26 protein-coding genes and 1 pseudogene are annotated in these 25943 nt (G+C 66.2%); 14 read left to right on the forward strand and 13 right to left on the reverse strand.

Annotated elements, in window-relative coordinates; translation table 11 throughout:
• Positions 1 to 43 precede the first annotated feature (43 nt).
• Positions 44 to 442: pseudogene (locus QXZ94_RS20585) on the forward strand (ABC transporter permease subunit); the annotation flags it as partial.
• A gap of 420 nt (positions 443 to 862) precedes the next feature.
• Positions 863 to 3439, forward strand: a complete 2577-nt coding sequence (locus QXZ94_RS20590) for a spermidine synthase (protein ID WP_315721951.1) — start codon at positions 863 to 865, stop codon at positions 3437 to 3439.
• A 6-nt stretch (positions 3440 to 3445) separates the two neighbouring features.
• On the opposite strand, the gene QXZ94_RS20595 is transcribed toward QXZ94_RS20590, so the two are convergent.
• From QXZ94_RS20595 to QXZ94_RS20605, 3 genes are all read right to left on the reverse strand, one after another.
• A complete protein-coding gene (locus QXZ94_RS20595) occupies positions 3446 to 4033 on the reverse strand; it encodes a 2OG-Fe(II) oxygenase family protein (RefSeq protein WP_409998760.1) in 588 nt (195 codons plus the stop codon).
• A 130-nt stretch (positions 4034 to 4163) separates the two neighbouring features.
• The gene (locus QXZ94_RS20600; protein WP_315726409.1) at positions 4164 to 4493 is read right to left on the reverse strand and encodes a hypothetical protein; all 330 of its coding nucleotides are present in this window, start codon (positions 4491 to 4493) and stop codon (positions 4164 to 4166) included.
• A gap of 119 nt (positions 4494 to 4612) precedes the next feature.
• Positions 4613 to 6637, reverse strand: coding sequence for a hypothetical protein (locus QXZ94_RS20605; RefSeq protein ID WP_315721953.1), 2025 nt, complete (start codon positions 6635 to 6637; stop codon positions 4613 to 4615).
• A 278-nt stretch (positions 6638 to 6915) separates the two neighbouring features.
• Between QXZ94_RS20605 and QXZ94_RS20610 the strand changes: the two genes are divergently transcribed.
• Genes QXZ94_RS20610 through QXZ94_RS20630 form a run of 5 tightly spaced genes read left to right on the forward strand, consistent with a single transcriptional unit; the run spans position 6916 to position 10558 of the window.
• Positions 6916 to 7800 (forward strand): peptidyl-prolyl cis-trans isomerase, encoded by an 885-nt coding sequence (locus QXZ94_RS20610; protein WP_172113291.1) that lies wholly within the window; start codon positions 6916 to 6918, stop codon positions 7798 to 7800.
• A complete protein-coding gene (locus tag QXZ94_RS20615; protein WP_315721954.1) occupies positions 7797 to 8777 on the forward strand; it encodes a HupE/UreJ family protein in 981 nt (326 codons plus the stop codon). Before QXZ94_RS20610 ends, QXZ94_RS20615 begins: the two co-directional genes overlap by 4 nt.
• Before the next feature lie 17 nt (positions 8778 to 8794).
• Complete coding sequence (locus QXZ94_RS20620) at positions 8795 to 9406, forward strand: HupE/UreJ family protein (RefSeq protein WP_315721955.1); 612 nt, start codon at positions 8795 to 8797, stop codon at positions 9404 to 9406.
• Complete coding sequence (locus tag QXZ94_RS20625; protein WP_315721957.1) at positions 9403 to 10020, forward strand: HupE/UreJ family protein; 618 nt, start codon at positions 9403 to 9405, stop codon at positions 10018 to 10020. The genes QXZ94_RS20620 and QXZ94_RS20625 overlap by 4 nt, the downstream gene beginning before the upstream one ends.
• A gap of 46 nt (positions 10021 to 10066) precedes the next feature.
• The gene (locus QXZ94_RS20630) at positions 10067 to 10558 is read left to right on the forward strand and encodes a prepilin peptidase (RefSeq protein ID WP_315721958.1); all 492 of its coding nucleotides are present in this window, start codon (positions 10067 to 10069) and stop codon (positions 10556 to 10558) included.
• A gap of 19 nt (positions 10559 to 10577) precedes the next feature.
• On the opposite strand, the gene QXZ94_RS20635 is transcribed toward QXZ94_RS20630, so the two are convergent.
• From QXZ94_RS20635 to QXZ94_RS20680, 10 genes are read right to left on the reverse strand one after another with little or no spacing between them, the layout of a single operon-like run.
• On the reverse strand, positions 10578 to 11201 hold the full coding sequence (locus QXZ94_RS20635; RefSeq protein WP_315721959.1) for a hypothetical protein: 624 nt from the start codon (positions 11199 to 11201) through the stop codon (positions 10578 to 10580).
• Positions 11201 to 11764: a type II secretion system protein GspM gene (gspM, locus tag QXZ94_RS20640; protein WP_315721960.1), complete on the reverse strand. Its 564-nt coding sequence runs from the start codon at positions 11762 to 11764 to the stop codon at positions 11201 to 11203. Before gspM ends, QXZ94_RS20635 begins: the two co-directional genes overlap by 1 nt.
• Positions 11761 to 12831 carry a PilN domain-containing protein gene (locus tag QXZ94_RS20645; protein ID WP_315721961.1) on the reverse strand — a complete coding sequence of 357 codons (1071 nt, stop codon included), beginning with the start codon at positions 12829 to 12831 and terminating at the stop codon, positions 11761 to 11763. The genes gspM and QXZ94_RS20645 overlap by 4 nt, the downstream gene beginning before the upstream one ends.
• Positions 12828 to 13772: a type II secretion system protein GspK gene (locus tag QXZ94_RS20650; RefSeq protein ID WP_315721963.1), complete on the reverse strand. Its 945-nt coding sequence runs from the start codon at positions 13770 to 13772 to the stop codon at positions 12828 to 12830. Before QXZ94_RS20650 ends, QXZ94_RS20645 begins: the two co-directional genes overlap by 4 nt.
• The gene (locus QXZ94_RS20655) at positions 13772 to 14494 is read right to left on the reverse strand and encodes a type II secretion system protein (RefSeq protein WP_315721964.1); all 723 of its coding nucleotides are present in this window, start codon (positions 14492 to 14494) and stop codon (positions 13772 to 13774) included. Before QXZ94_RS20655 ends, QXZ94_RS20650 begins: the two co-directional genes overlap by 1 nt.
• Positions 14494 to 14892, reverse strand: coding sequence for a prepilin-type N-terminal cleavage/methylation domain-containing protein (locus tag QXZ94_RS20660; RefSeq protein WP_315721965.1), 399 nt, complete (start codon positions 14890 to 14892; stop codon positions 14494 to 14496). The genes QXZ94_RS20655 and QXZ94_RS20660 overlap by 1 nt, the downstream gene beginning before the upstream one ends.
• On the reverse strand, positions 14885 to 15349 hold the full coding sequence (locus QXZ94_RS20665) for a prepilin-type N-terminal cleavage/methylation domain-containing protein (RefSeq protein WP_315721966.1): 465 nt from the start codon (positions 15347 to 15349) through the stop codon (positions 14885 to 14887). Before QXZ94_RS20665 ends, QXZ94_RS20660 begins: the two co-directional genes overlap by 8 nt.
• Positions 15346 to 15819, reverse strand: coding sequence for a type II secretion system major pseudopilin GspG (gene gspG, locus QXZ94_RS20670; RefSeq protein WP_315721967.1), 474 nt, complete (start codon positions 15817 to 15819; stop codon positions 15346 to 15348). Before gspG ends, QXZ94_RS20665 begins: the two co-directional genes overlap by 4 nt.
• Before the next feature lie 20 nt (positions 15820 to 15839).
• A complete protein-coding gene (locus QXZ94_RS20675; protein ID WP_315721969.1) occupies positions 15840 to 17048 on the reverse strand; it encodes a type II secretion system F family protein in 1209 nt (402 codons plus the stop codon).
• Positions 17049 to 17056: 8 nt separating this feature from the next.
• Positions 17057 to 18712, reverse strand: coding sequence for a GspE/PulE family protein (locus QXZ94_RS20680; protein ID WP_315721970.1), 1656 nt, complete (start codon positions 18710 to 18712; stop codon positions 17057 to 17059).
• 254 nt (positions 18713 to 18966) lie between these two features.
• On the opposite strand from QXZ94_RS20680, the gene gspD reads away from it, so the two are divergent.
• The 7 genes from gspD (at position 18967) to QXZ94_RS20715 (ending at position 25856) form a co-directional block, all read left to right on the forward strand.
• The gene (gene gspD / locus QXZ94_RS20685) at positions 18967 to 21267 is read left to right on the forward strand and encodes a type II secretion system secretin GspD (RefSeq protein WP_315721971.1); all 2301 of its coding nucleotides are present in this window, start codon (positions 18967 to 18969) and stop codon (positions 21265 to 21267) included.
• Positions 21239 to 21787 carry a tetratricopeptide repeat protein gene (locus tag QXZ94_RS20690; RefSeq protein WP_315721972.1) on the forward strand — a complete coding sequence of 183 codons (549 nt, stop codon included), beginning with the start codon at positions 21239 to 21241 and terminating at the stop codon, positions 21785 to 21787. The genes gspD and QXZ94_RS20690 overlap by 29 nt, the downstream gene beginning before the upstream one ends.
• 227 nt (positions 21788 to 22014) lie before the next feature.
• Positions 22015 to 23133 carry a hypothetical protein gene (locus tag QXZ94_RS20695; RefSeq protein ID WP_315721974.1) on the forward strand — a complete coding sequence of 373 codons (1119 nt, stop codon included), beginning with the start codon at positions 22015 to 22017 and terminating at the stop codon, positions 23131 to 23133.
• A 369-nt stretch (positions 23134 to 23502) separates the two neighbouring features.
• On the forward strand, positions 23503 to 23748 hold the full coding sequence (locus QXZ94_RS20700) for a cysteine rich repeat-containing protein (protein ID WP_172132152.1): 246 nt from the start codon (positions 23503 to 23505) through the stop codon (positions 23746 to 23748).
• 189 nt (positions 23749 to 23937) lie between these two features.
• On the forward strand, positions 23938 to 24606 hold the full coding sequence (locus QXZ94_RS20705; RefSeq protein WP_315721975.1) for a Crp/Fnr family transcriptional regulator: 669 nt from the start codon (positions 23938 to 23940) through the stop codon (positions 24604 to 24606).
• A 90-nt stretch (positions 24607 to 24696) separates the two neighbouring features.
• Positions 24697 to 24900 (forward strand): DUF2892 domain-containing protein, encoded by a 204-nt coding sequence (locus tag QXZ94_RS20710; RefSeq protein WP_315721976.1) that lies wholly within the window; start codon positions 24697 to 24699, stop codon positions 24898 to 24900.
• A 68-nt stretch (positions 24901 to 24968) separates the two neighbouring features.
• On the forward strand, positions 24969 to 25856 hold the full coding sequence (locus tag QXZ94_RS20715) for an MBL fold metallo-hydrolase (RefSeq protein WP_315721977.1): 888 nt from the start codon (positions 24969 to 24971) through the stop codon (positions 25854 to 25856).
• Positions 25857 to 25943: the final 87 nt, after the last annotated feature.

Raw genomic sequence — 25943 nt, forward strand, 5'->3', positions numbered from 1 at the left:
CTCTGCTCAGCCGAGCGAGCGCAACCATGCCAGACGTGAGATCGCCTGCGCCGCCATGATCGGCTCCTCGGTTCTGCTCGGGGCGGCGTTCGTCGCGATCGGCTATCTCGTCAGCGCCGTCGTCCGCGACCGCGGCACGGCCGCCGGGCCGAGCATCGGGCTGCGGCTGATGCTCGTCCTGATCTACGACATGGCGCTGATCGGCCTTCTGGTGCTCGACCAAGGCCGCAACATCTCCGGCGGCGTGCTCGGCGCGCTGCTGCTGCTCACCCCCGCCGATGCCTACCGGCTGTTCAACCTCACGGGCTTCGCCAATGTCAGCCTGTTCTCCGGCATGGCCGGGCTCGCCGCGAGCAGCACGCTGTCGGTGCAGGCGCTGCTGACAGCGCTCGTACTGTGGACGCTGGTCCCCCTCGCCGGCGCCACGCCGGCCTTGTCCTGAAGAGAGCTATGAATCGCCTCGTTCTTGCCTGCACGCTCGTCGCCGCGTTCGTCCTCACCAGCTGCAAAGAGAAGCAAGGCGCTGCCATGACGGCGCAGCAGAGCCCTACGGTCATCACCGACGCGCGTCCGATCGCGCGCTCGGCGCAATCCTCTCGTTCGAGTTCACAGGCCCGGGAGACGCAACCGGCGACACCGGCAATCGTCGAGGGCTACGGACCAAACCAGCCTCTGTCAAACCAGCGTCACGAAACCCGAACAGAAGGAGACGGTCCCCATCGGGCATGGTCCTGGCACAACTCCGCACGACCGAGCGCTCGCCTCCGGACCTGCACAGCGAGCTGCGCCGTCGACCGATCCCCAGAACCGCAGGTAGCGAGCCTTGACTGACCTATGCCGAGCAGACCCGCGCGGGGCTGAAATGATCGCGGACAAGCAGACTTCGCGGGTTTCTGACGCCGGCCCGAGCGTGGCGCGGCTGCGAGCCCTGACGCTGCTGATCGCCGCCTCGGGCTTCGCCGGCCTGGGTTACGAGATCGTCTGGACGCGCCAGCTCGCGCTCGCGCTGGGCACGGAGATGATGGCCGTGCTCGGCGCCATCGCCGGCTTCTTCGCGGGCCTTGCGCTCGGAGCCTTTGTCCTCGACGGCAGAATCCGACGTGCCGCCCATCCGCACCGGATCTATGCCGTTCTCGAAACGGTCATCGGCCTTTGGGGCATCTGTGCGGTCTGGCTGCTGCCGGCGATCGCGCGCACGCTGGCGCCGCTATTGGGCACGGCGCCGTCGCCCGTCCTGCTATGGAGTGCGAGCTTTCTGCTTCCGACGCTGGTGCTGCTGCCCGCAACCGTTGCGATGGGCGGAACGTTGACGGCCCTGGAGCGCATGATGTCGGCAGCGCATGGCCGTGGGCCGGTCAGTGCCGGCGTCTATGGCGCAAACACGGCCGGCGCCGTTGCCGGCACGCTACTGTCCACCTTCGTGCTGATCCCGTCATTTGGATTCTCGACGACGCTGCTCTGTCTGGCTGCGGTCAACGCGGCCTGCGCGCTGGCAGCGCTTTGCCTCGGCAGCCCCGTGCAGATCGACGCCCGCCCGCGCGGCGACCGCCCGCGCGCCGCTGCCGATCTCCGCCTGACGGGGAGCTTGTTCGCCACCGGTCTTCTCGGCATCTCATTCGAAGTGCTGGTGGTGCGCCTGGCCGCGCAGATGATGCAGGACACCGTCTATAGTTTCGCCTGCCTGCTGGCGGCGTATCTGCTGGGAACTGCTGCGGGTGGACTCCTCTGGCAACGCGTCGGGCCTCGCATTGCGCTCGGCAGAGCGGGACTGATCAGCAGCACGGCCTTGATCTGCCTGGTCACCGCGCTGGAGACGCCCTTCATTGGCGAGCTCGCGGATCGCGCAGCGAGTCTCGGCGTTGCCGGCGAGCTCGGCATGGCGCTGGCGCTCTTTCTGCTGCCGTCGATGGCGATGGGCGCCCTGTTCGGCCGGCTCATCCAGGACGTTCGCGACATCCATGGATCTGTCGGCTGGGCGATCGGCATCAACAGCCTCGGCGCGGCGATTGCGCCGCTGGTCGCGGCACAGCTGCTGATTCCAGCTCTCGGCAGCTGGAAGGCACTCGTCCTCGTTGCGATGGGATACCTGGTGCTGTTGCGGCCGCATCACACCGTGCTGCGCTTCGCCGCGCTGCCAGCTCTGCTTGGCCTTGCACTGCTGTGGCGTCCCGCTCCCCTGCTCGTCAAGGTCCCGCCAGGAGGCAAGCTTCTCGCCGTGCGCGAGGGGCCGATGGCCACCGCGAGCGTCGTCGACGATGCCTCGGGAGCGCGCTATCTCGAAGTCAACGGCCACTTCCGGATGGGCGGCACCAGCTCGGTGCGATCCGATGTCCGCCAGGCCATGCTGCCGCTGCTGCTGCATCCAGCGCCACGCAATGCTCTTTTTCTCGGTGTCGGCACCGGAGCAACCGTGCTGGGCGGCGCGCAGATGCCAGACCTCGACGTCCGTGCGGTCGAACTCTCCGCCGAGGTGGTCGCGTTGCTGCCGTGGTTCGATCACCCAGCGTCCAAGCAGGACAGACCGCCGATCGCCATCGCGGATGCACGACGCTTCATCGCGGCGGATGAGGAACGCTATGATGTCGTGGTGGCCGACCTGTTCCATCCCGCGCTGGACGGCAGCGGGGCGCTCTACACCGCTGAGCATTTCGCCGCCATCAGGCGGCGACTCGCAACCGAAGGCCTGTTCTGCCAATGGCTGCCGCTCTATCAGCTCGATGCGCCTTCGCTGCGGGCCATCATCCGAAGCTTCCTGACCGTGTTTCCCGACGGCTCGGCGTGGCTGAACCATTACAGCGTGCGCACGCCGATGCTGGCTCTGATCGGGTCACGCGCTCCGAGGCCGATGGATCCCGAGCTGCTCGCCGGACGATTCTCGGACGGGAAGCTTCGTCCGATCATTCAGTCGCTCGGCTTCGACCAGCCGATCGACCTTCTCGGCCAATATGTCGCCGGCCCAAAGTCGCTCACGAGCCTTGCCGGGCCGGGGCCGCGCAACACCGACGATTTTCCGTTCGTGACCTTCGACGCCCGGAGCAATGTCGAAGCTCTGTCTGCACCGCCGTGGCAGCTGCTGTCGACGGTCATTGGCGAGGCGAGAACCGATGCGGCCGAATTGCTGGATCCATCGCGCCGCCGCATCTGGGACGACCGACTCGAAGCCTATTGGCAGGCCCGCAACCGCTTCATCCTGGCCGGCGCGGCGCTGAACGGCGAACCGCGAGGGGCTGCGCTCATTGCAGCCGCCGCACCAGGCCTCCTCGCCGCGATCCGCTCCAGCGCCGAGTTCGAGCCGGCCTATGCGCCCCTGATGAGCATGGCGAGATCGCTGCTCGCGTCCGATCGACCGGCAGCGGAACGGCTGCTTCTGGCCATCGACGAGGCTGCTCCATCTCGGCACGACGCGCGCGAGCTGCTGTCGCGCGAGTTCGCCAGATGAGCCGGCTCAGGCCGAGAAGCTGACGCGGTAGCCCCAGCAATCCAGGTGATCAGGGATCGCGTTGAAGGCAATCGTGATCCGCTGGTCGCCCTGGTTGCGCGGCACTTCGTGGTAGAGATAGCTCGGAAACAGCACGAGGTCGCCCGGCTCCGCCTCGGGCAGCACGTATTTGCCGGCGTTGAACGGCCCGACCGCAGCGCTGCGGGTATGATGACGAAATGAGAAATCACTGCCGCCGGGCGGGCGCACGAACACGGTGCGGCTGCCGGGGTGAGACGGCGTCAGATAGAAGATGCCGGAGATGAAGCTGTTGGCGTGGGCATGCAGGGTCTGATTGCCGCCGGTCTCCAGCATGTTCGTCCACATCTCCTTGACCGTCCAGCGCAGCTTCTCGCCGAACAGCAGCTCGCCGAAATCGATCAGCTTGGGTACGGCGAGCTCGGCGATGGTCTGAAACAGATTGTTGGCGCGGGGATCGGCGACCTCGGTGTGAAACAGTTGTCCGGACCGCAGATTGTTCTCGATCTTCGAATTGCGGATGGCTGCCACCGCCGCGTCCTTGAGCTCGGCGCTGAGCAGCCCGGGCGAACGCAACAGCGGTATCGGAAAAAGAGCTTCGATCTGGTCCATGTCTCAAGGCCTTGCACGCGCCGCAACGGCACCGACAATTTGCCGACTTGCATGACAGCCGGATGACGAAATTGGCAACGCCGCGCTTGTACCTTCAGCGCGCCGGCATTTCGTCGGCACGAAGAATGTTGAGCCGCTCGCCGGGTTTCAGGCTGTGGGGCCGGTCGCGCACCTCCAGCACGGCCCGCTCGGCCTTTTCGACGCAGTCATCGAACTCGCCATTGCCGGCCTCGACCAGCGCCTGCTGAATGTCACGCTCGGCGAAATAGCGCGACACGTCGTCGAGGGGCAAGGTGGCGGCCTGTGCGCGTGCCTCGGCAACAGCGGCGTCGCAGGTTTCCTGCGTCGGCTCCTCCTCGTGAGCTGACGCGACGGTGATCGTGAGAGCAAGGATGGCGAAAAACACGGCGAACAGACGAGACATCACGTGGACGACCCTCGGCGCGAGGCAGATCTCAAGGATAAAGCGCCGGCTCGCAAGCCGGCGCTCGGATTGAGCAAAATCCGGCGGTCGCTATCGCCCGCCGGATCGATGCCGATCAATCAGTCGCGGTTGAAAGCCCAGCGACCCCAGTGGCCCCAATGGCCCCAATGATCCCAGTCGTGCCAGTGGTGATGATCGTGCGCCAGCTTGCGTGCCAGATCCTTGTTCTTCTCGACCAGCAGCTGGGGCGCACCGTACGGACGGACGAAGATCGGGTTCGCATAGAACCAGACGTTCGACCAGGCCTGCACGTCGTTGGTCACCTTCTTCACGCCGCCGACGGTGCCGAGATGCGACGGGCACGCCGCATCGGTGCAGCTGACGGTGGCATTGTTGGCGTCGAGCAGCGGATTGCCGGCGCTGTCGGACACGTTCGGCGTGGCCGGCGGGATGTTGGTGCCGCGAGCGCGGATGTAGAACGGAGTCTTGCCCGCGATGAAGGTGGTCCTGAAGCTGAGCCGGACCGAGCCATCGCGGAGCCTGCGGCTCTGCATCTTGGTCGCCTGGATCTGCTTCGCGATCTTGGCCGAGGGATTGTAGACGACGGCCGCTCCGGCGACGCCGGAGGCGTTGCCCACCGCATAGCCCGTGGCGCCCGGCTCGATCGGGCCGGTGATGTCACCGGTGATCAGATCGACGTGGTCGAGCGAGGGCTTGTTCAGCGGCTGCTTGATGCCGACCGGCAGCAGCAGCGGGTTGTTGAAGCTGTACGGGCTGTTGTTGGAAGCCGGAACGGTCATCTCCATCTCGAGCGTGACCTTCTCGCCGGGGCGCACGACCAGCGTCTCGCCCATAGTTTTCCAGTCGTAGTCCCACTCACCCTTCGCACGAAACTCCATGTCGGAGCCGATGATGTCGGCATTGACCGAATACGAGTTGCCGGAGCGCATGCCGTCGATGATGGACTGCTGGGAGAACCGCCGCTCGTTCGGCACGTAGAGCTTGGTGTACTCGCCGGGAATGAAGTCCGCGGTCGTGCCGGGATCACGCGCGCCATAGACGCCGCGGCTGTGCCAGTCCGAGCTCTGGAACAGGAAGAAGTTGCGGCCTTCGCCGAGCAGACCGTCCCACAGCCCGCCAACCTTGGCGGTGTAGACGCCCTGCATGCCGTAGGTGCCGCCGCCGACCGCGCCCGAGCCATAGGATCCCGAGCCGCCGTTCACGCCGCCCTCGGCCATGTGACCCGGAGCTTCGATGCCGAACGCGACCGTCGGGCCGGCATTGTTGAAGTCACGGAAGTGCTCGATGTTGTAGCCGGCCGATCCGTTCGGGTTGAACGGTCCCTGCCGCTCGGTATGGGTCGGCACCGCGTAGGATTGCAACGGATGGTTCGCCTGCAGCCAGGCGATGCCGGCGACGGCCTTCTGGTGACCGGCCGTGCCGGAATTGTTGACGTTATCCTTGCCGGCCCAGACCGGATTGTTGCTGGCATCCACCGGGCCGATCGCATCGGTGTCGGCGCGGTCGAAGCGATATTCGAACTCGGCCATCTTGTCGGCATTGCCGTAGCCACGCGGGTTCTGGCCGGCGATCACAGCGACGTCGCCATGCTCGTGGCCGGGCAGGATCCACTCGAGGCCTTCGACCAGCACCTTGTTGTAGGTCGCGGCACGATTGACGATGGTCGGATACTCGATTTCCTTGATCGACTGCCAGCGCCACATCTTGGCGCTGGTGCCGGTGCCGTTCGGCGTTCCCTTCAGGCTGGTGATGGTGATGCCGTCGATGGTCTTGCCGAGCGTCTGGCTCCAATAGGTCGTCGTGTTGTCGCCGGGGATATTGGCGCTCGCATCGCTGAAGCGGCAATCGCGATTGCCCGAACCGCCGTGGTTGCCGAGCGTAAACCAGTCGAGATCGAAGTTGTTGCCGCCTGCGGCCGCGGCGCCCTTGCCGACTGAGCGGTCGATCGCATAGCCGGCTGCGACCGAACCGTCGGTGCAGGTGTTGTGGTTGTGCATGTCGCCGGCGACATAAGGATTGTTCTTGCTCGTTTCCCCCCAACGCTCGCCTGCGTCGGCGTTCTGCGACAGCGCCAACGACACCGAGGCCGCTGTCAGCAGGATTTTCTTGGCAGATGGAACCATTTCGTCGCCCCTGAAGTATTCGATCGAGTTCTAAACGGTGATGACAACGCGACTGATGCGCCGCTGTCCTTCGCGCGGCGACCAAATCAAAACTCGGAGACAGTTTGTTGAAGGATTTATTTCTTGCCCCGCGTCGTCCACGAACGTCGGGCCGCAGCAGTTACGAAATTTTTGTGACATCGACGTTTGCCCGGTGACAACGGCAAGCATGCCGTTGCATATACGCGCCGCGCAGCAAGCGCGGTGCAAGTTGTAAAGAACTAATGTCAGCCCCTGCCATGTCGAATGCGGCGCAGACCTTCGAGAGCGCCTCTGCACGCTCCAATCAGCAAGATGGCAACGACTCCTCCGCAGCGCGATCATCTTCCGTGACGGCGTTGCGCGGGCTCCTGAGAGAACCGCTCCTGCACTTTCTCGTTCTCGGCGGACTGATCTTCGCGGCCGACGCCTTCATCCATCCGCCGGCGAAGGACGAGAAGGTCGTCACCGTGACCAAGGCGCTGCGCCAGTCCTTCATCGACACGTTCGACGAGGACAAACAGCGCACCCCGAACGAGGCCGAGCTGCAGAAGATGGTCGACGCCTGGGTCGCAAGCGAAATCCTCTACCGCGAGGGCAAGACGCTCGGCGTCGACCGCGGCGACGAAATGATCCGCGACCGTGTCGCGTTCAAGCTGCAATATCTGATCTTCGATCAGGTGCGCGTGCCGCAGCCGAGCGATGAGCAGTTGCGCGCCTGGTTCGCCGACAATCACGCGCGGTTCGACGAGCCCGAGCGTGTCAGCTTCTTCATGACGCCCCCCAGCGACGAAGCGACGGCGCGGAGCTTTCTGAACGACATTCGCGAGCAGCGCGAATCGGAGGAGCTGCGGGACCAGACGCGCGCGATTCTCGACCGGCCCGTGCCGAGCCTCGCCGCCGGCTTCGGCAACGGTTTCAGCGACGGCCTGCTCAAGGCGCCCCTCCAGGAATGGACCCTGCTGCAGTCGAAGGACGGTTGGCACGTGGTTCGCCTCGACGCCCGGACGCCGGGCGCGCCGGCGAAACTCGAGGACATCCGCGCCGAGGCGGCCAAGATCTGGCACACTGAAGAAACCCGCAAGCGGGCCTGGGAGGCCGTGAGCCGGCTCAAGGCCAACTACACCATCAGGTACGAGCCGTGACCGGCCTGCGCGCCCTGATCGCGATCGTGCTCGCGCTCGCCGCGCTGCTGTCTGGGCGGCCGGTGGCCGCGCATCAGGCGACGATCGCCGTGCTCGAGTTTCGCGAGATGCGGCCCGGCGCGTATATCGGACGCTGGACGACGCTGCCGAAGGATGGCGTCAACCGCATCGATCTGAAGATGCCGCCGCATTGCTTCCTGCGCCTGCCGGAGCTCAATTGCGGCGACAAGGGGCTCGTCGGACAGATGACGATCGCCAATCTCGGCGAGGACATGTCGGCTGCCATCATCCGGGTGACCCCGCTCGCTGGAGAGACGCGCAGCTATACGATCTCGGCGTCCAGCCCGGTCGTGACCGTGCTCGGCACGGATGCGCCGACGCTCGACACTTGGCTCGAGCTCGCCAAGACATACGTCAATCTCGGCATCGACCACATCCTGCTCGGCGCCGACCATCTGCTGTTCGTGCTTGGACTGATCTGGATCGTCCAGGGCGGCTGGCGCCTGCTCAAGACGATCACGGCGTTCACGATCGGCCACAGCGCCTCGCTGGCCGCAACGGCGTTCGGATGGATCGGCGTCGCCGAAGCGCCACTCAACGCCTGCATCGCGCTCAGCATCGTGTTCGTCGGCGTCGAGATCATCAAGCAGCAGCGCGGCGAGACCGGGTTGACCGCCCGCTATCCGTGGGCCGTCGCCTTCAGCTTCGGTCTGGTCCACGGCATCGGCTTCGCCAGTGCGCTCGCAGGCCTCGGCCTGGAGCGGCGCATCCTGCCGGCGGCACTGCTGTTCTTCAACGTCGGCGTCGAGATCGGACAGATCCTGTTCGTGCTGCTGGTGCTGGCGCTGATCTGGGCGCATCGCCGCCTCGGCGCGGCGCTGCCGCGCTGGGGCGCCGAGTGGCCCGCCTATGCAATCGGCTCGGTATCCATGTTCTGGTTCCTGGGCCGCCTGGCACGGGTTCTGGCGGCCGCATGATGACGACTGGGACGAACATGACCGCGCGTAAACTCCTCCACGCCGCGCTGGGTGCGGCATTGCTCTCGCTGCTGACCACGAATCCGGGCTTTGCCCATGAGCAGACGGGCGTCGGCGGCGGACTCGCCAGCGGGCTGCTGCACCCCTTGACCGGGCTGGATCATCTGGTCGCGATGGTTGCGGTCGGCATCTGGGGCGCGCAGCTCGGCGGCGCGGCGATCTGGATCCTGCCGATCGTCTTCCCGCTGGTGATGGCGTTCGGTGCCGTCCTGGGAATCCTCAAGGTCGGATTGCCTGTCCCGGAGCTCATCATCGCGTTGTCGGCACTGGTCCTCGGACTTGCGGTCGCGCTGCGCGTCCGCGTCCCGTTCGGGACTGCGGCGATCATCGTCGCGATCTTCGCGATCTTTCATGGCCACGCGCATGGCGTCGAGCTCCCGACGGCGGCAAATCCGCTGGCCTATGGCTGCGGCTTCGTGGTCGCCACCGGGCTCCTTCACGCCTGCGGCATCACGATCGGCGCGCTCGCGCGCTGGCCCGGCGGCGAACGCATCATCCAGGGCGTCGGGGCAGCCATCGCCGCGCTCGGCGGCTACTTCCTGGTGGCAAACCTTGGAGTCGCGGCATGAGCAGGTTGCGCCGGACTGCGCTGCTCGCAGCGGTGCTGCTGGCTCAGGCGCAGATCGCCGACGCCCACATCGTCTCGGCGCGGCTCGGCGACTTCTACGCCGGCGCCCTGCATCCGTTGCTCACCATGCAGGACGTCGTGGTCTGGATTGCGCTCGGCTTGCTGGCGGGCTCGCTCGGCGCGGCTGGCGGACGATGGCTGGTCGTGGTGTTTCCGCTCGGCCTGTGTGCGGGACTGGCATTCGCCGTCGGATCGGGTGTCGCCCCGGCGTCTCCGCTCGTCGACGCCGTGACGATTCTGGTTCTCGGATTGCTGCTGGCGACGGCGTTGCGCATACCCGCGACGCTGCTGAGCGCGATCGCATTCCTGCTCGGCGTGATACGCGGCGCCGCAAATGCCGGCGAACTCGGGCCGCAGAGCGATCGTCTGCTTTATGCGGCCGGTCTTGCCGCCGCAGGCTACGTCACCATCACCCTCGTGATGGCGCTGGCGCTTACCTTCAGGCGTCCCGAGACCGAGCTGGTGTCGAGCTGGCGCGGGATCGCCGTGCGAGCCGTCGGTGGCTGGGTCGCCGCGATCGGCCTGATGATGGCAGGACTATCGCTCGCATCCTGAGCCGGCCTATGCTCCGGCGATCCGACACCGCGAATTCCGGGGCTGCGTGACCGACGTCATCAACATTGTTACGATCGTTGTGCTGCTCGTGACCTGCGCCGGCCTGATCTGGACGGATCTGCGCAGCGGCCTGCTGCCGGACGGAATGAATGCGCTGGTGGCCATAAGCGGCTTCGCCAGACTGGCGGCGCTCACCGATCTGTCCGAAGCGATGTCGACGTCGATCGCGGCTGTCGCTGTCGGCGTGGCACTTCTGCTGCTGCGCCGCATCTATGCGATGGCCCGTGGCCGTCAGGGACTGGGCCTCGGCGACGTCAAGTTTCTCATGGCAGCAACGTTCTGGGCTGGCTTGCCGGGTCTGCCGATCTTGCTGCTCGTCGCCACCATGGCCGCACTCGCTGCGGTTCTCGCTCTCGCCGTCATGGGACGACGTCCGACGGGTCAAACGGCGCTGCCGTTCGGCCCGTTCCTCGTCCTTGGCCTGCTTGCCGTGCTCGCCTTGGAGGCCACCGGGAGCGAATTGACTGCGGCCTTCTGACTGCCGCGAGCCGGTCATCTCACCGCGCGCGGCGCGCCATCCGCTCGCGTCCACTGGGCGGCGGGGTCATCGGTGCCGCCTGCAGGTCGCCATTGGCGGTCGTTCCGAGCTGCGGCATCTGCAAGGTCACAGTCTCCGCCGCCTTCTGCAGCAACGCCTCGCGCGGCCACAGCGACTGCAGCACCCACCCCTCATGCGCGGCGCCGACGCGCAAGCGGAGCGGGGCCTGCGACGACGCGTCGACGAAGATACCGAAGCTCTCCTCGTCGCCGATCACCGTGCCCACGAGCTGGAGGTTCGGTCGTTCCGGCTCTTGCGGCGGCGGCGGAGGTGGCGGCGCCCGCATCACCGTCACGGGCGCAGCGACCGGAGGGGGCCGCCGCGACGCCGAGAAGATCGGACGGTCGCGCGTGGCCGAGAGAGCGCTGATCGGAACATCCCATAGCGGATTGGCACTCTGGCCCGCAACGACCTGTGCGCCCGGAGCGACAGACGCGGCCGGCGGCGGGGAGCCGGGTGCGGCCTGCACGACCGCCACAGCCTCGAGACCATCCGCCGTCTCGGCGAGGGCTTGGCCGAGCGAGGCAGCGATCATGCTAATGGCGGCAATGGTGACGAGACCCGAGCCGACGAACGATCGCATCACATGCTTCCTTGCCATTGGCCCGACACGGTGACCAGCACCGTCAGCCGCCCCGCGCCGCCCGCGGCAGCTGCCAGCGGTTGCTGCACGTGCAGTTGATCGACGAAGAGAAACGGCAATCCGGCTTCGAGATCGTACAGCAGCTCCTGCAGCGCCGGTTGCTCGAGCTCGCAACTGGCGACGACGCTGATCAGGTTGGCGTTGCCGCGTGGCTGGGGCAGTTCGACCTGGGTCGAGAGCACGCTACCACCGGCTTTGCTGATCGCTTCCGTCAGACGCTGCACCAGCGCCGCTCCTGCGATGGTGACCGTTCGCCCTTCGACGAACACCGATCCGCCCGGAGTCGTCGCGCTGCCTGCGGCCGAGTTGCCGCCGGGCCGTTCTCGTCCCGAAAACTGCGCCAGCTGCGCATGGGTGTCGTTGAGTTGGCCGCGCTTGGCGATGAGATCGACGACGCCAGCGGCGCCGAGCCAGAGCAGCGCGATGATGGTCACGCCGTAGAGAACCGCAGACGCGGCCGGCGAGCTCGCGAAGATCCGGCGCAGCGATGTCGACCAGTTCATGCCCGGTCTCCAAAATAGGCGTTGATGCGCGCCTCGATATGGAAGCGCTCCCCCGCTTCGCCGGCGGTCCGCGTCGTCGGCGCGTAGAAGGTGGCGCGGCTGAACTGCGGCGACTGCTCGATCAGCCGGATCAGCGCCGGCGCGTCCCTGGTCAAGCCGGAGATCTGCAGCCGATCGTTCTCGATATGCATCTCGACGACATACGTCTCGTCGGGGAGAATCTTCGACAGCGTATCGAGCACGATCACGCTCGCGGGGGTGATTTGCTTACGTTTGGCGAGCAGCCCGTCGGCCGCGATGGCTCCCATCGCGGGCCGCAGGGCGGCGCGCAGCCGCGTGACCTGCGCCTGCGTGTCCTCGAGCTCGCCATCCAGATATCCGCCGACCAATGTCGTCGAGACCAACAGCACCGCGGTCGTCGCTGCGACCGACAGCCAGCCGAGCTTGAGCACGCGCCCGAGATCACGGCCGCCGGCGAGCGGCGAGCGAAGCGAGGTCTTGAAGAGCTGGATGGGGACGCCGTCGGCCGAGCCGACATCGGCCGTGACGACGAGTTTGGCGGCGCCGACATGATCGGCGAAGGCGAGCAACGGCTGGACCAGAGCGCGCGGCGTCGCCGCGAGCGTCAGCGCGATCCGGTCATTGGCCGCGCGTGGGACGCTATAGCCATAGAGGACCTGATCGAGATTCCACGGCGTCAATCTGCCGATCTGCGTCCGGATCATGCCCTCCAGGAACGGTTCGGCCTGCTTGGGAAAATCGAGCGGGCGGACCAGAACGTTCTCGGCGGCCAGATGAATCTCCACCGCGGCGCCACGCAGCGTCCGCAGCCAGTCGGGCGAAAGCGCAAGGTGCGCTACCTCGTCCGAAAGCCTCACCTTCGCTTGTGCCAGCATCGGTTTCGCCTGCGACGCAGCCGCTACCGTCAAGACGACATGATCGGGCTGGTCATGCCGGATCAGAACCCGCGGACGCCTGAGCTGCCGGTCGGCCACCGCTTCAACCGCGGTCGCGACGCTTGCCGTCCACATGGTCAGTCCGCGCTCGATCGTTTCGGTGAGCTTCATGGCATCCTCCGCGCCTGAAGCGCCCCTCTCGGTTGCGGTCCTTCATCCTGCCGCGCCAGCAGCCGATATGGCTCCTCGCCTTCGCCGGGAACGATCACCGCCGTCGCAGCGTGACGAAGCCCGCCTGCCGGACCGACGACGACGCGCAGCCGGTAAGCCTTGCTCTTGCCCTTGGCGGCATCCTTCGCAGCTGGCCCCAACGTCCTGGCAAGCGTATCGGCATCCTGTGACAGCGACGCGCGCGCGTTGAGGAAATCCTTCAGGATCAGTGGCGTCATTCCCGGCAGCGCAGCAACGACCTCCGGTGCAGCGATCGTCGGATCGATGCCGGGAGAGCCGTTGAAGATGGTCACCAACGGAAGGACCCGATCGACGAGCGATGCGGGAATGCCGAGGACGAGCGACAGCTCGCCGACATGCGCGAACGGCGCCAGGCGCGGCACCCGCTTGAGGCCGGCCGCGGCATAGCGCGCTTCCTCCGCCTGCGCCTTCGCGGCATCGGACGGCTTGGAGCGCCAGGCAACCACCCGCTCGGCATGATCCTTGGCAGGATCGCGCTCGGCGCCCAGCGTGACGAAGAGATTTTCGAGCATGTCCTTCGAGGCGGTGTTGAGATCGATACGCGCGGCTTCGTTGACGAACGAGACCGCGATCTCGTTTCCTGCAAGCGCCAGACGGAAGCCGCCCTGCCGCGGTCGCTCCTCTTCCTTGGACAGAAGCAGGCGGTAGGCCGACAATTCGATCGCCGCCGAGACCAGCGCATCGGCCTCGATCGCTTCGTCCTCAAGCCGCAGCAATCGCGCCGAGCTGCCCAGTTGCTGTGAGACGACCACGACGAGGGCCGCCAGCGCCGCAAGCATCCACAGCGCCGCAATCAGGATGAAGCCATCCTGATCGCGGCACCTTTCGGCAGAACCTCTGGTGAAGCAGCGAACCGGCATCAGTCGATCGGCTCGCTCTTGTTCGACTGAGGCGGCTCGCCCGCGGCCGGCGGCCGGCTCGCGGTGCTGCCCGCTCCCGAATCCGCGACGCCGCCGCCCGGCGTATCGACCTGGATACGGACCGCGCTGACGAGAACCGCAGCACCGCCGCGATTGTCGTCGTAGACCGTCATGCGCACGGCCGACGGCAGCCTGGTCGCATCACGCCACTCCGTCGTCCATGCCATCGTCTTGTCAGCATAGGCGAACGACATCCGGAACGGCGCAGACAGCAGCACCACGGGATCACCGAACCGGAATTGATCGGCCACGGGTTGTCCGACCGACACGGGCTCGAACGCGGCGCGAGATCGCAACAGAGCGCGCTCGCTTCTCGCGCCATCCGCGCCGATGCGCACGATGTCGAGGCCATGCCCGGCATTGGGTCCGAGTTCGGCGCGAACGAACGTCGCCGTGAACTCCCCGCCCACGAACAGCGGTCCCTTCTGCTCGCGATTGGCCGATACGAATTGCGCAGCAGCGAAATCATCACCGACCCGCCGCAGCGCAGCGGCGACCATCTCGGCGCGCTGCACGCGATCGAGGCCGCGCTTCCAGGCCGGCAGCCATTGCGACGTCACCACCGCCAGCGCCGATAACACGATCCCGGCAATCGCGAGCGCACCGAGCGCCTCGATCAGTGCGAAGCCCTGCTCCGGCGATTGATCGGATCGGGCGATCATCACCGCGCTCCTCGCACCAGGCGAACCGTCTGCACGTCGGCGACCGCACCCGAACCAGTCTTGATGCGCAAGGTCACTGCCTCCGGAATCCATCCGGTCTGTCCGGCCGGCTCATTCCAATCGCCGCCGAGCGGCCGGGCCAGCAGCGCCACCGCCCCGGAGCCGGAACGCCGGTCGATGCTGCCCGGCTGCAGCCGGCTGCGATCCGCCAGCATCGTTGCCAACGCCAGCCGCATGTCGGTGACGAGAGTGACGTGCTGTTCGAGCTTGCGAACGCTGGCCGCGTTGCGCGACACCACCGCGCCGATGGCGATGATCGATACGCTGACGACCGCGAGAGCCACGAGCACCTCGATCAGCGTGAAGCCGGCTTCGCCGTGGTCGCGGATCTCAACCATTGGCGAGCGCGCGCGAGACAATGTCGATCCTCCCCGTCAGCCAGTTGACCCTGATCTCCAGGCTCAGATCGGCGCGCGACAACGTGATCGCTCCTCCGCAGGACAGGCCGTCAGGGAAGAAGCTGATCGTCGCAAGCACCGGCCGATGCTGGCAGCTGCGCGGCAACGTCGCCAGGAACGCGACATCGTCGGGCAGCTTCAGCGCAGCCGCGCCGCTGCCGGAGCGGATCAGGCGTCGCGTCGTGTCGATCGCAGTGTCGACCCGCGTACCGGTCCGCATCGATGCAGCCCGGTCCGACTTCAGCAGTGTCACGGCCTGGAGTGCATAGGCCTGCAGCCGCGGCCGCGACGTCTGCCGCGGCAGATAAGGCAGCGCGACGGACGCCAGCAGCGCGACGATCGCGAGTACGCAGACCATCTCGAGCAGCGTAAAGCCGCGCTGGCCGTCGTCACTCACTGCGCGCGGCTCGTTTGCGTTCCCAGGACGACGTCCGCGGCCGTTCCGCTGCCGCCCTCCTGGCCATCGGCGCCATACGACAGAATGTCGTACGGGCCGTGGTCGCCCGGTGCGCGGTAGACGTAGTCGGTATTCCACGGATCTTTCGGCACCGCTCCACCCTTGAGGTAGGGACCGTTCCAGGCGCTCAATCCGGCCGGGCGTTGTGCCAGCGCCGCGAGGCCTTCCGAGGTCGAGGGGTAGCGGCCAGCATCGAGATAGAACAGGTCGAGCGCCGCCGAGAAGCTCTGCAGTTGAATCCGCGCCGCCTTGGTCTTGGATTCGCTGAGATAGTTCAGAACGCGCGGGCCGATCAGCCCCATGATCAGTCCGATGATCGTGATCACGACCAGCATCTCGACCAGGGTGAAGCCGCGCTCGTATTCGCGCGCGGTTCTCGTGGCCGGCTCGATCTGCGTGTTCGATCTCATGTCGTTCTCCTTGATAGCAATCAGCCGACCAGTTGCGTCACAGAAAGCAGCGCCGTCATGATCGAGACGATCAGCCCGCCGACGACCACGCTGATGAGCAGAATGGCGGCCGGGCCGACGATGCCTACGACACGGTCGAGGCCGCGCTGGAGCTTGGCTTCGTAGAATTCGGCGATCCGGGTCGACAGCGTCGGCAACTGGCCGGTCTCCTCGCCAAGCCGCAGCATGCGCAGCGCCATCGGCGGCAGCACGTTTTCTGCCGAGAGCGCCTGGGACAGCTTGCCACCGTGACGAACGCGATCCGCTGCGGCGGACCACGGCGCGCGCGACGAGGTCATCGACATCACGTCGACGAGAATGCGCAAGCCTGCGCTCAGATTGACGCCGCAGCCGAGCAGCAGGCCGAGGTTCCGGCAGAACAGGCTGGTCCGATAGAACATGAGGATGCTGCCGATGCCGGGCGTCAGCGCGAGCGCGTTGGTCAGGCCGGCGCGAATCGCCGGCTGGCGCAACAGCCACCAGCCTGCCGCGATCAGTGCCGCGCAGCCGAGTGAGATCGCGGCTGCATTGGCGCGCAGCAGATCCGACACGGTCATGAAGAAGCCGAGCGCGGTGTCGGCACGACCGCCGAAATCGCGCAGCACTGCGGAGAAGTTCGGCAGCACGGCCACGAGGAAGAACAGCATCACGCCGATCGCCGCGAGGAAGACGAAGGCGGGATATTGCATCGCATCGGTCAATTTGCGGCGCGTCGCCTCCGACCGCTCCCGTTCACCGGCCAGCGCAGTCAGCACGTGATCGAGCGTTCCCGATGCTTCGCCGACGCGCATCAGCGCGACATACATCGGCGAGAACAGCCGGGGCTGGGCGGCCGCCGCATCGGCGAAGCTTTCGCCGGTCAGGATCGCCGCGCGCAGCCGTGCCACCACGGGACGGAGGCGGCCGATGTCGGAATCGTTGGACAACAGGTCGAGCGCGTCATCGAGCCGCGCACCGGCCTTGAGCAGCAAGGCCAAGTCGCGGGTGAACGTGGTGACCTCGGACGCCGAGGGCGTGCCGAACGAGAGCCCGGACGCCGCTCCCGCCCGCTCCTTCTCCTCGACGGTCTCGATCGGCAGCAGCTGCAAATACGAGATGCGCCGTTCGACCTCGCCGCGCGATGGCGCGACGAGCGATCCGACGACGATTTCACCAGATTGTGTCAAGGCGCGATAGCGGTAGCTGGGCACGATCCACCTCACCGCGCGACGAGGACACGAAGCAGCTCGGACGCCGAGGTGACGCCGGCTCGGCACTTGGCGACGCCGTCGTCGAGCATCGTCGTCATGCCTTCCTTGATCGCCAGCCGATCGATGGCGAGGCCGTCGGCACCGTCGGCAATCAGCTCCCGCAGGCTGCCGGTCAGCTCGAGCAGCTCGAAGACGCCGACCCGGCCGCGATAGCCGCTCTGGCCGCATCGCTCGCATCCGGTCGGGTGCCAGGTGACATCGCCGGGGACGAGGCCCAGATGCCCGAAACGCGGATCGTCGCGACAAGCCTCCTCATCAAGGGCCTTCGGCGTCTTGCAATGGTCGCAGAGCTGGCGCACCAGCCGCTGCGCGATCACCGCGCGCAAGGTCGAGCGCAGCAGAAAACCCTCGACGCCGAGGTCGAGCAGCCGCGGCACCGCCGCCGCCGCGGTTTCCGTATGCAGCGTCGTGAGCACGAGATGGCCCGTCAGCGCGGCATGGACGGCGACATGCGCCGTCTCGCTGTCTCTGATCTCGCCGACCATGATGACGTCGGGATCCTGACGAACGAAGGAGCGCAGCGCGCTCGCGAATGTCAGTCCGATCGCGGGCTTGATCTGCGACTGGTTGATGCCGGGGATTTCATATTCCACCGGATCCTCGACGGTGAGGATCTTGCGCTCCGGCGTGTTGAGCATGGACAGGATCGTCGCCAGGGTCGTGGTCTTGCCGCTGCCGGTCGGCCCCGTGATGACGATCATGCCGTGCGGCAGCGCGATCAGACGCCGGAGCGCGGCGTCGTCGCGGGTCGCGAGGCCGAGGCGGCTCGCGACGAGCTGCGAGCGATCCTTTGGCAGGATGCGCAGCACGGCCGATTCCCCGTGCTGCGTCGGCATGACCGCGACACGGACGTCGATCTCGGCACGGCCGGCGCGAATACGCGCGGCGCCGTCCTGCGGCAGGCGCCGCTCGGCAATGTTGAGACCGGCAACGATCTTGATGCGCGAGATCACCGCCTGCGGCAGCACGCCCGCGGGCGCCACGATTGGACGCAGCAGCCCGTCGACACGCAGCCGGACCACGAGCCCGGTCGAGAACGGCTCGATGTGGATGTCGCTGGCGCGCATCTCTACAGCCTTCTCGATCAGATCATTCACGGCGCGAACGACCGGCGCGCCGCTGGCGAGATCGCGCAGGCTCTCGATATCATCGTCCAGCAGCTCCCGGGCCGGAGAGATCCCGGCTTCGTCGGAATCGCCGAGCCGCTGGTCGAGAACCACGGCGATATCCTCATGGGATGCGACTTTGAAAAGAATCCGCGGGCCGAGCACCAACTCGGCGGCCCGGCGCACCGCCTGATCGGTCGGGTCGGCCATCGCAAACACGGCACCGCCGTCGGAGTCCTTGTAGGGATAGCCGAGCACTTCGCGCAGAAAGCGGTCCGAGAACTCGCTCACCGCAGGCAGAGCAGCCATCAGTTCGCGCAATGCAACGCGCTCCAGCCCGGTAAAGCTGGCGGCCTCCTCGGCGAAGATTTCAGCGGTGAGGCCGAACCGCTCCCAGAGCGCGATCTGCGCTTCGCCCGCACCTCGGCCCTCGCCCGCCGCCTGAGGATGGCGCTCGCGCAGATAGGCATGGAATTGCGTCGACAGCGTACCGCTCATGGCGTGATCCGGGTGGCGCCCGTGCCGACGCATCGTCTCGGCACCCCGCAACTGGCTGCCGACGTTATCGATCGCGAACATGACGGCTGTACGAATGCGGTCGATGCCGACAATTCCAACACACAGCTCACGCAAAGGCCGGCAGCGTCGGGCGAATATACATAAGTGTCACATTGGGCCGCTATGCAGACTGCCAGGTCCAACCGAGGCGCGCGCCTCGTTCGACCCGGCAACACGAGTAGATCGGCAAGTTCATGTTTCGTATCGGCAATCGAAGCCAGTCCGCTGCGGTTGTCCGTCATGCCTCTTTGCTTGCGACGGCAGCGCTGCTGGCGTCGTGCAACATGGCAACCCTCAACTCGCAGGCGAGCGCGCCGGCGGATGTCGATGTCATCGACAAGGTGCGCTCGATCGACATCCTGCCGCGCGACAATGCACCGGTCGCATCGATCCAGGGCCGTCCCGAGGTCGAGCGCGCGAGCGCACGGACTTATCAGGGGACGACGATCCAGGAGGTTGCCGAGGCCAGGCCGCTCCCGGCGGCCGATGGCAAGGGGTACGACCTCAACTTCGAGAACACGCCGATCGCGGTGGTCGCGAAGGTCGTGATCGGTGACATTCTCGGCGCGGGCTACGCGATCGATCCCCGCGTGCAGGGCAATGTCAGCCTGGTCTCGGCACGGCCGGTGCCGAAGTCGGACATCCTGTTCGTGCTGGAGAGCGCGCTGCGGCTGTCCGGCGTCGTGCTGGTCCGCGAGGGCGGCAGCTACAAGCTGACCCCGCTCGGCGACGCCGTCGGCGGCGGACGCGTCGACGGCGAGGCCGGCCGCGCCGAGCCCGGCTACGGCGTCTCCGTCGTGCCGCTGCAATATGTCGGCGCGCAGACGATCTTGAAGCTGATGGACAGCTTCGCGACCCGCGCCGGCAGCGTGCGCGCCGACACCACCCGAAACCTGCTGCTGATCCAGGGCACCGGGGCGGAGCGGCGTTCCGCGATCGAAACCGTCATGAGCTTCGACGTCGACTGGATGCGCGGCCAGTCGGTCGGCATCTTTCCGGTCAGCAACTCCGCCCCGGAGCCGCTGATGGCCGAGCTCGAGAAGATCATGGACTCCGGCGAGAACGGTCTGAGCCAGAGTCTCGTCAAGCTGCAGGTCGTCAACCGCCTGAACGCGATCATGGTGGTGACGCGCAAGCCGGCCCTGCTGCAGAGCGCGGCGACCTGGATCCGCCGGCTCGACCAAGCCGATTCCGGCCGCACCAGCGTCCACGTCTATCGCATTCGCTATGGCGACGCGCGCCAACTCGCCAAGGTGCTGACCGACATGTTCGGCGGCGCCGGCTCGTCGTCGACCGACAGCTCAGACGGCCAGACTGCGCCGGGGTCGGACGGCACCACGACATCCGTCGCCGACCGGCTGTCCTTCAACACCAATGCAACGGGATCGTCGAGCTCCGGCGCCAATGCTTCGAGCCGGAACCAAGGCGCGGGCGGCCTGTCCGGCATGCAATCGTCCAGCGCATCATCCGGCAGCACGCCAACATCGACCGGCTTGGAGTCTCGCGCCGGCGGCAGCGGTGGCCAGTCCTTGATGCCGAACATCCGGATCACGCCGGACACCGTGAACAACTCGCTGCTGATCTACGCCGACCGCGAGAACTACCGCATCATCTCCAATACGCTGCAGCAGCTCGACCAGCCGGTGCTGCAGGTCGGCATCGAGGCGACCATCGCCGAGGTGACGCTGACCAACGAATTGTCCTACGGCGTCCAGTCCTATCTTTCGAGCAAGGTGCTGGGCCTCGGAACCGACAAGGGCTCGATCACCAATACCCAGACGACATCAGTTGCGACCGCCACCACGTCAGCCGCGACGACTGCGTTGATCAACCGGGCTTTGCCGGGGTTCAATTTCCTGATCGGAAACGAGGCTTCGCCCAACATGATCCTCGACGCGCTGCACACCGTGACCAGCGTGAAGGTGCTGTCGAATCCGTCGCTGGTCGTGATCAACAACCAGAGCGCCACATTGCAGGTCGGCGACGTCGTGCCGGTCTCGACCGGAAGCGCCACCGTGCTATCGTCGAGCAACACCGTGGTCAACACCATCGACTATCGCAACACCGGCATCATCCTGCGCGTCGTGCCGCGGATCGCCGCCAACGGCAACGTCCGGCTCGAGATCGAGCAGGAGATCAGCAACGTCGCCGCGCAGAGCACGGCAAGTCTCACGCCGACGGTGTCGCAGCGCAAGGTGAAGAGCGCGATCTCGGTCGCCAACGGCCAGACCGTGCTGCTGGCCGGCCTGATCAGCGAGCAGCAGAACGGCAACCGCAATGGCATCCCGGGCTTCGACGAGATCCCGGTGCTCGGCGATGCGTTCTCGCACCAGGGCAAGAAGGGCACGCGCACCGAGCTCATCATCTTCATCCGGCCCCAGATCATTCGCGACGGTAGCGATGCGCATCAGGTGGCCGAAGAACTCCGTTCCAAGCTCCGCGGATCGGTCGGAGCGAGCATCACGGATGATTTGCGTGTCCGCACCACCCGCTGATCCCCGCCAGGTGCCCCATCGGATGATCCGGCGCCTCGCGATCATTTGCATGGCGGCAGGCCTGTTGCTCGGCGCTGAGGCATCGCCCGTCCGGGCCGATTCGATCAGCACCGCGCGGAGCGCCTATGCACGCGGCGATTTCGTGCGCGCCGTGCGCGTGCTGACCCCGCCCGCACTGCGCGGCGATGCGCGGGCACAGGCGATGCTCGGCTTCATGTACGAAAACGGCTTCGGCACGCCGCAGGCCTATGAGGTCGCGAGCGATCTCTATTGCCAGGCCGCGGCGGCCGGCAATCCCTTTGGCCAGGCGATGCTCGGGCTGATGTACGACAAGGGCCACGGCGTTCCGCAGGACGTGGTGCTGGCCTACAAATGGTTGAACCTTGCCGCCGGACATGCCGGGTCGGCACAACGCAGCTACTATCTGCGCCTGCGCAACGCCGTCGCCTCGAAGATGTCGACCAGCCAGATCGCCGCGGGCCAGGCGCTCGCGCTGAGCTGGGCACCCGGCCGGCTCTGAGGCCTTGCGCGATCGAGCCGCGACAAGCTGATCCGCGATCGCAGCGGCGGGACATCGCGTTCTTCATCCCGCACCCGGACAGCGCAGCAACGCCGGGCAGATCATCATCCATCCTTCAGCGGACTGTCAGCCGATCGTCACGCCCTCGTTATTGGTGCTCCGCATCGTCCCGAGACCGCTCGCGTGAAGCGGCCCGATGCAAACCGAGGTCTTGGGGGATCTTGCAGATGTCGTTCCGGCCATCGTTCAAACCTGCCCTTCATCAACTGCTCAAGCTGTCCATTGCAGCGTCGTTGCTCTCGTTCGCCGCCGCGGCGCCGAGCCTTGCGCACGACCACGGCCATGGCGACGATGACGACAGCTACACCATTGGCCTGTGGGGCGACCTGCCCTACTCCACGCTGCAGGCCACCGTCGGCGTGCCGAACCTGATCGCGGACATGAACGCGCACCGGCTGAAGTTCACGGCACATGACGGCGACCTGAAGCAGGGCTCCAACTCGGTGTGTGATGCCGGCCTCTATGCCCAGGCGCTGGCCTATTTCGACAGCCTGGAGGCGCCGGCGATGTTCACGCCGGGCGACAACGACTGGGTCGATTGCGATCGTCCCTCGAATGGCGGCTACAACTCGCGCGACCGGCTCGACTACGAGCGCAAGGTCTTCTTCTCGACGCCGTTCTCGCTCGGTCAGCGCAAGTTGCGCCAGGAGGTGCAGACCGACGCGCTGTGCCTCGGCGCCAACGGCACCAGGGTCGGTTGCGTCGAGAACCGCCGGTGGACTGTCGGCCGCGTGACTTACGCGACCCTGAACATCCAGGGATCCTGCAACAATCTTTGCGACACTAATCCAGATCCGGACGAGTACAACGCACGCAACGCTGCCGTGATCCTCTGGATGCAGCAGACCTTCACCCAGGCCAAGTCGCGCAACGCCGCCGCGGTGATGTTCATCACTCAAGGCAATCCCGGCTGGGACCAGACAGATCCTACGCGCGCGCCGCTGCGCGATCCCAGGACGCTCGCCCAAACCGACGGACAGCCGGACGGCTTCGTCAGCTTCCTGACCGCGTTGCGCATTGAAGTCGAGGCATTCCGCAAGCCGGTCGCCTACGTCCACGGCGATTCGCACTACTTCCGGGTCGACCAGCCGTTCCTCAGCAGCACCGGACAGCGCCTGGAGAACTTCGTCCGCGTCGAGACGTTTGGCGATAACCAGGGCAACGGCAACAACGACGTCCGCTGGCTCAAGGTCACCGTCGATCCGCGCAGCCGCGACGTGTTCTCATTCCAACCCGTCACCGTGCCCGCGAACCGCACCGCCGTTCCGGCACCAGCTCGCAACTGACGCTCATAGCACGCGCCCAATCGCTCACCGAGCGAGAGGGATCGAACCAGGATCACAAAGCAAGACTTCCGTGGCCGATTGGCCGCGGAAGTCTTCGGAGGGGCACAGCTCGACGGTCCGGCTTCGGGATACTGAGCTGCACTGACGTCGCAAAGCCAATGCCGTTCGGCCGGATAGTGTTTCTGTAAAAAATAAATCTCTTGCCAAGTTTCGTAACTCGTGCATCCCGAGAACGGCTCCTCGCTGGAGCACCCGTGTTGCGCGGCATCCGGTGCCGGAGGCCGACAGCCTCGATTGTTGACATAGCGCAACCCTCGCTGCCGCCGCTCGCGATACCGATGTCCGCGGGGTAGGTATCAGGAGGCCTCCATGAAGACGTTGTTCACGCTCGCTCTCGGCATTGCGGTGATGACGGCCGCATCCGCTTATGCCCAAGGAACCGGTCCCGTCGCGACGCAATGCGCCGCGGACATCCAGAGCCTCTGCTCCGGCAAGCAGCACGGTCAGGGACAGGTTCGCGCCTGCCTCGACACCCATCGCGACAAGGTCTCCGCCGACTGTCGCGCCGCACTCGACACCACCGGCGGCGGCCAGGGCAAGGGACCGCGGCGCTAGATCATCATGCGATTCCACCGGATCGCACCATGATCCGCTCCCTTCGCTTGAGCATGATCTTTTCGGAAACCGGCTTCCACTTTTCCGGATCATGCTCTAGGCCAAGTCGCGGGCAACCATCCCTCGACCAGCCGGCGATCCTGTGGCAGATTGGGAGACCCGGCCGGTCTGTCACCGTCGGATTCCGTGATGTCACCGAAGCAGGATTGGACGCACGCCTTCCCGCCGCTGCGGCAGCTGCCCGAGGAGATCTTCGCGCAACTGCGCGAGGCCAGCCTCATCGTCGAGCTCCCCGAGGGCAGCCGCATCTTCGGGCCTGGTCAGGCGCCGGACTCGTTCCTGCTGCTGCTCGACGGGACCATTCGCGTGCAGCAGACCTCGGAGTCCGGCCGCGAGATCGTGCTGTACCGCGTACAGGCGGGAGAAAGCTGCGCCCTGACCACGGCCTGCCTGATGGGCTATGAGGAATACCAGGCAGAGGGCATCGCCGAGACGCAGATCCGCGCCGTGGCGATACCACGTGCGCTGTTCGACCGGCTGATCGCGACCTCGCGCGAATTCCGCCAGTTCGTGTTCACGGCATTCAGCCGCCGGGTCACCAATCTCTTTCGCGTCATCGAAGAGGTCGCATTCGAGCGCATCGACGTGCGGCTGGCGCAGAAGCTGCTCGAACTCTCCGGAGCGAAGCAGCAGGTCGTCGCCACGCATCAGGATCTCGCCAACGAGCTCGGCAGCGCGCGCGAGGTCGTCAGCCGGCAGCTCAATGAGTTCGCCAGGCGCGGCTGGTTGCGAATAGCTCGCGGAATTGTGGAGATCACCGACCGGCCGGCGCTCGTCCGCCTGGCACAGCATGGCTAGGAGCCGGCTCGACTTCGTGACTTAGTTACAGACCATTGCTCGACGCCGCTCTATCGTTTGCAGCATCGCAACGCCAAAGGGGAGCGTGACATGACACAGAACGTTGGCAAGATCGACCGGCTGCTCAGGATCATCGTCGGACTGGCGGTTCTCAGTCTCACCTTCGTCGGGCCGCAAACGATGTGGGGCCTTCTCGGCCTGATCCCGCTCGGCACCGCCCTGGTCGGCTGGTGCCCGCCCTACGCGCTGCTCGGCATCAACACCTGCGGAACCAAGTCCAGCCCGACGTCTTAGACCGGGCATTACAACAACGAGGCGCGGGCGGCGATGCCGCCCCGAAGCTTCATCGGGGAGCAGCAGCCATGTCCTATCCGATCGATCTCCGCGTGCAGCCCAAGGTGGCCGGCTTCTTCGATCCGGACACCAGCACGATCAGCTATGTGGTGAAGGATCCAGCATCGCCGTCCTGCGCGATCGTGGATCCCGTTCTCGATATCGACTATGCTGCCGGCCGCATCAGCACTCGCTCCGCCGACACGCTGATCGACTATGTCAGGATGAACGGTCTGCAGCCGCAATGGTTGATCGAGACCCACGCGCACGCCGATCATCTCTCGGCCGCGCCCTACATCCAGGACAAGCTCGGCGGCAGGATCGGCATCGGCGAGCACATCCTGACGGTGCAGGAGACGTTCGGCAAAGTGTTCAACGAGGGCACCGAATTTCGCCGCGACGGCAGCCAGTTCGACCGGCTGTTCAAGGATGGCGACACCTATCAAGTCGGGAAGATGACTGCGTTCGTGATGCACACGCCCGGCCACACGCCGGCCTGCGCGACGCATGTGATGGGCGATGCAGCGTTCGTCGGCGACACGCTGTTCATGCCCGATGGCGGCACGGCGCGCGCGGACTTTCCGGGCGGCGATGCGCGCACGCTGTTTCGTTCGATCCGCAGGATTCTCGAGACGCTGCCGCGCGAGACCCGGCTCTTCATGTGCCACGACTACGGCCCTGATGGACGCGAGGTGCGCTGGGAAACGACCGTCGGCGCGGAGCGACTCCACAACATCCACGCACGCGACGGCATGACCGAGGACGCGTTCGTCGCGCTGCGCGAGGCCCGTGACAAGACACTCGGCATGCCGCGGCTGATCATTCCGTCGCTGCAGGTCAACATCCGCGCCGGACATCTTCCTCCCGCCGACGAGAGCGGCAAGACCTTCCTGAAGGTGCCGATCAACGTGCTCTGATCCGGCGGACGGCATCATCGTCAGTTCCACGATCGCAGCGTCACGAAGATGTCAGTTGCCAACCATGGCGGTCACGCGCGACCTGTC

The sequence above is a fragment of the Bradyrhizobium sp. SZCCHNS2022 genome, from assembly GCF_032377575.1.
Classification (GTDB): Bacteria; Pseudomonadota; Alphaproteobacteria; order Rhizobiales; family Xanthobacteraceae; genus Bradyrhizobium; species Bradyrhizobium aeschynomenes.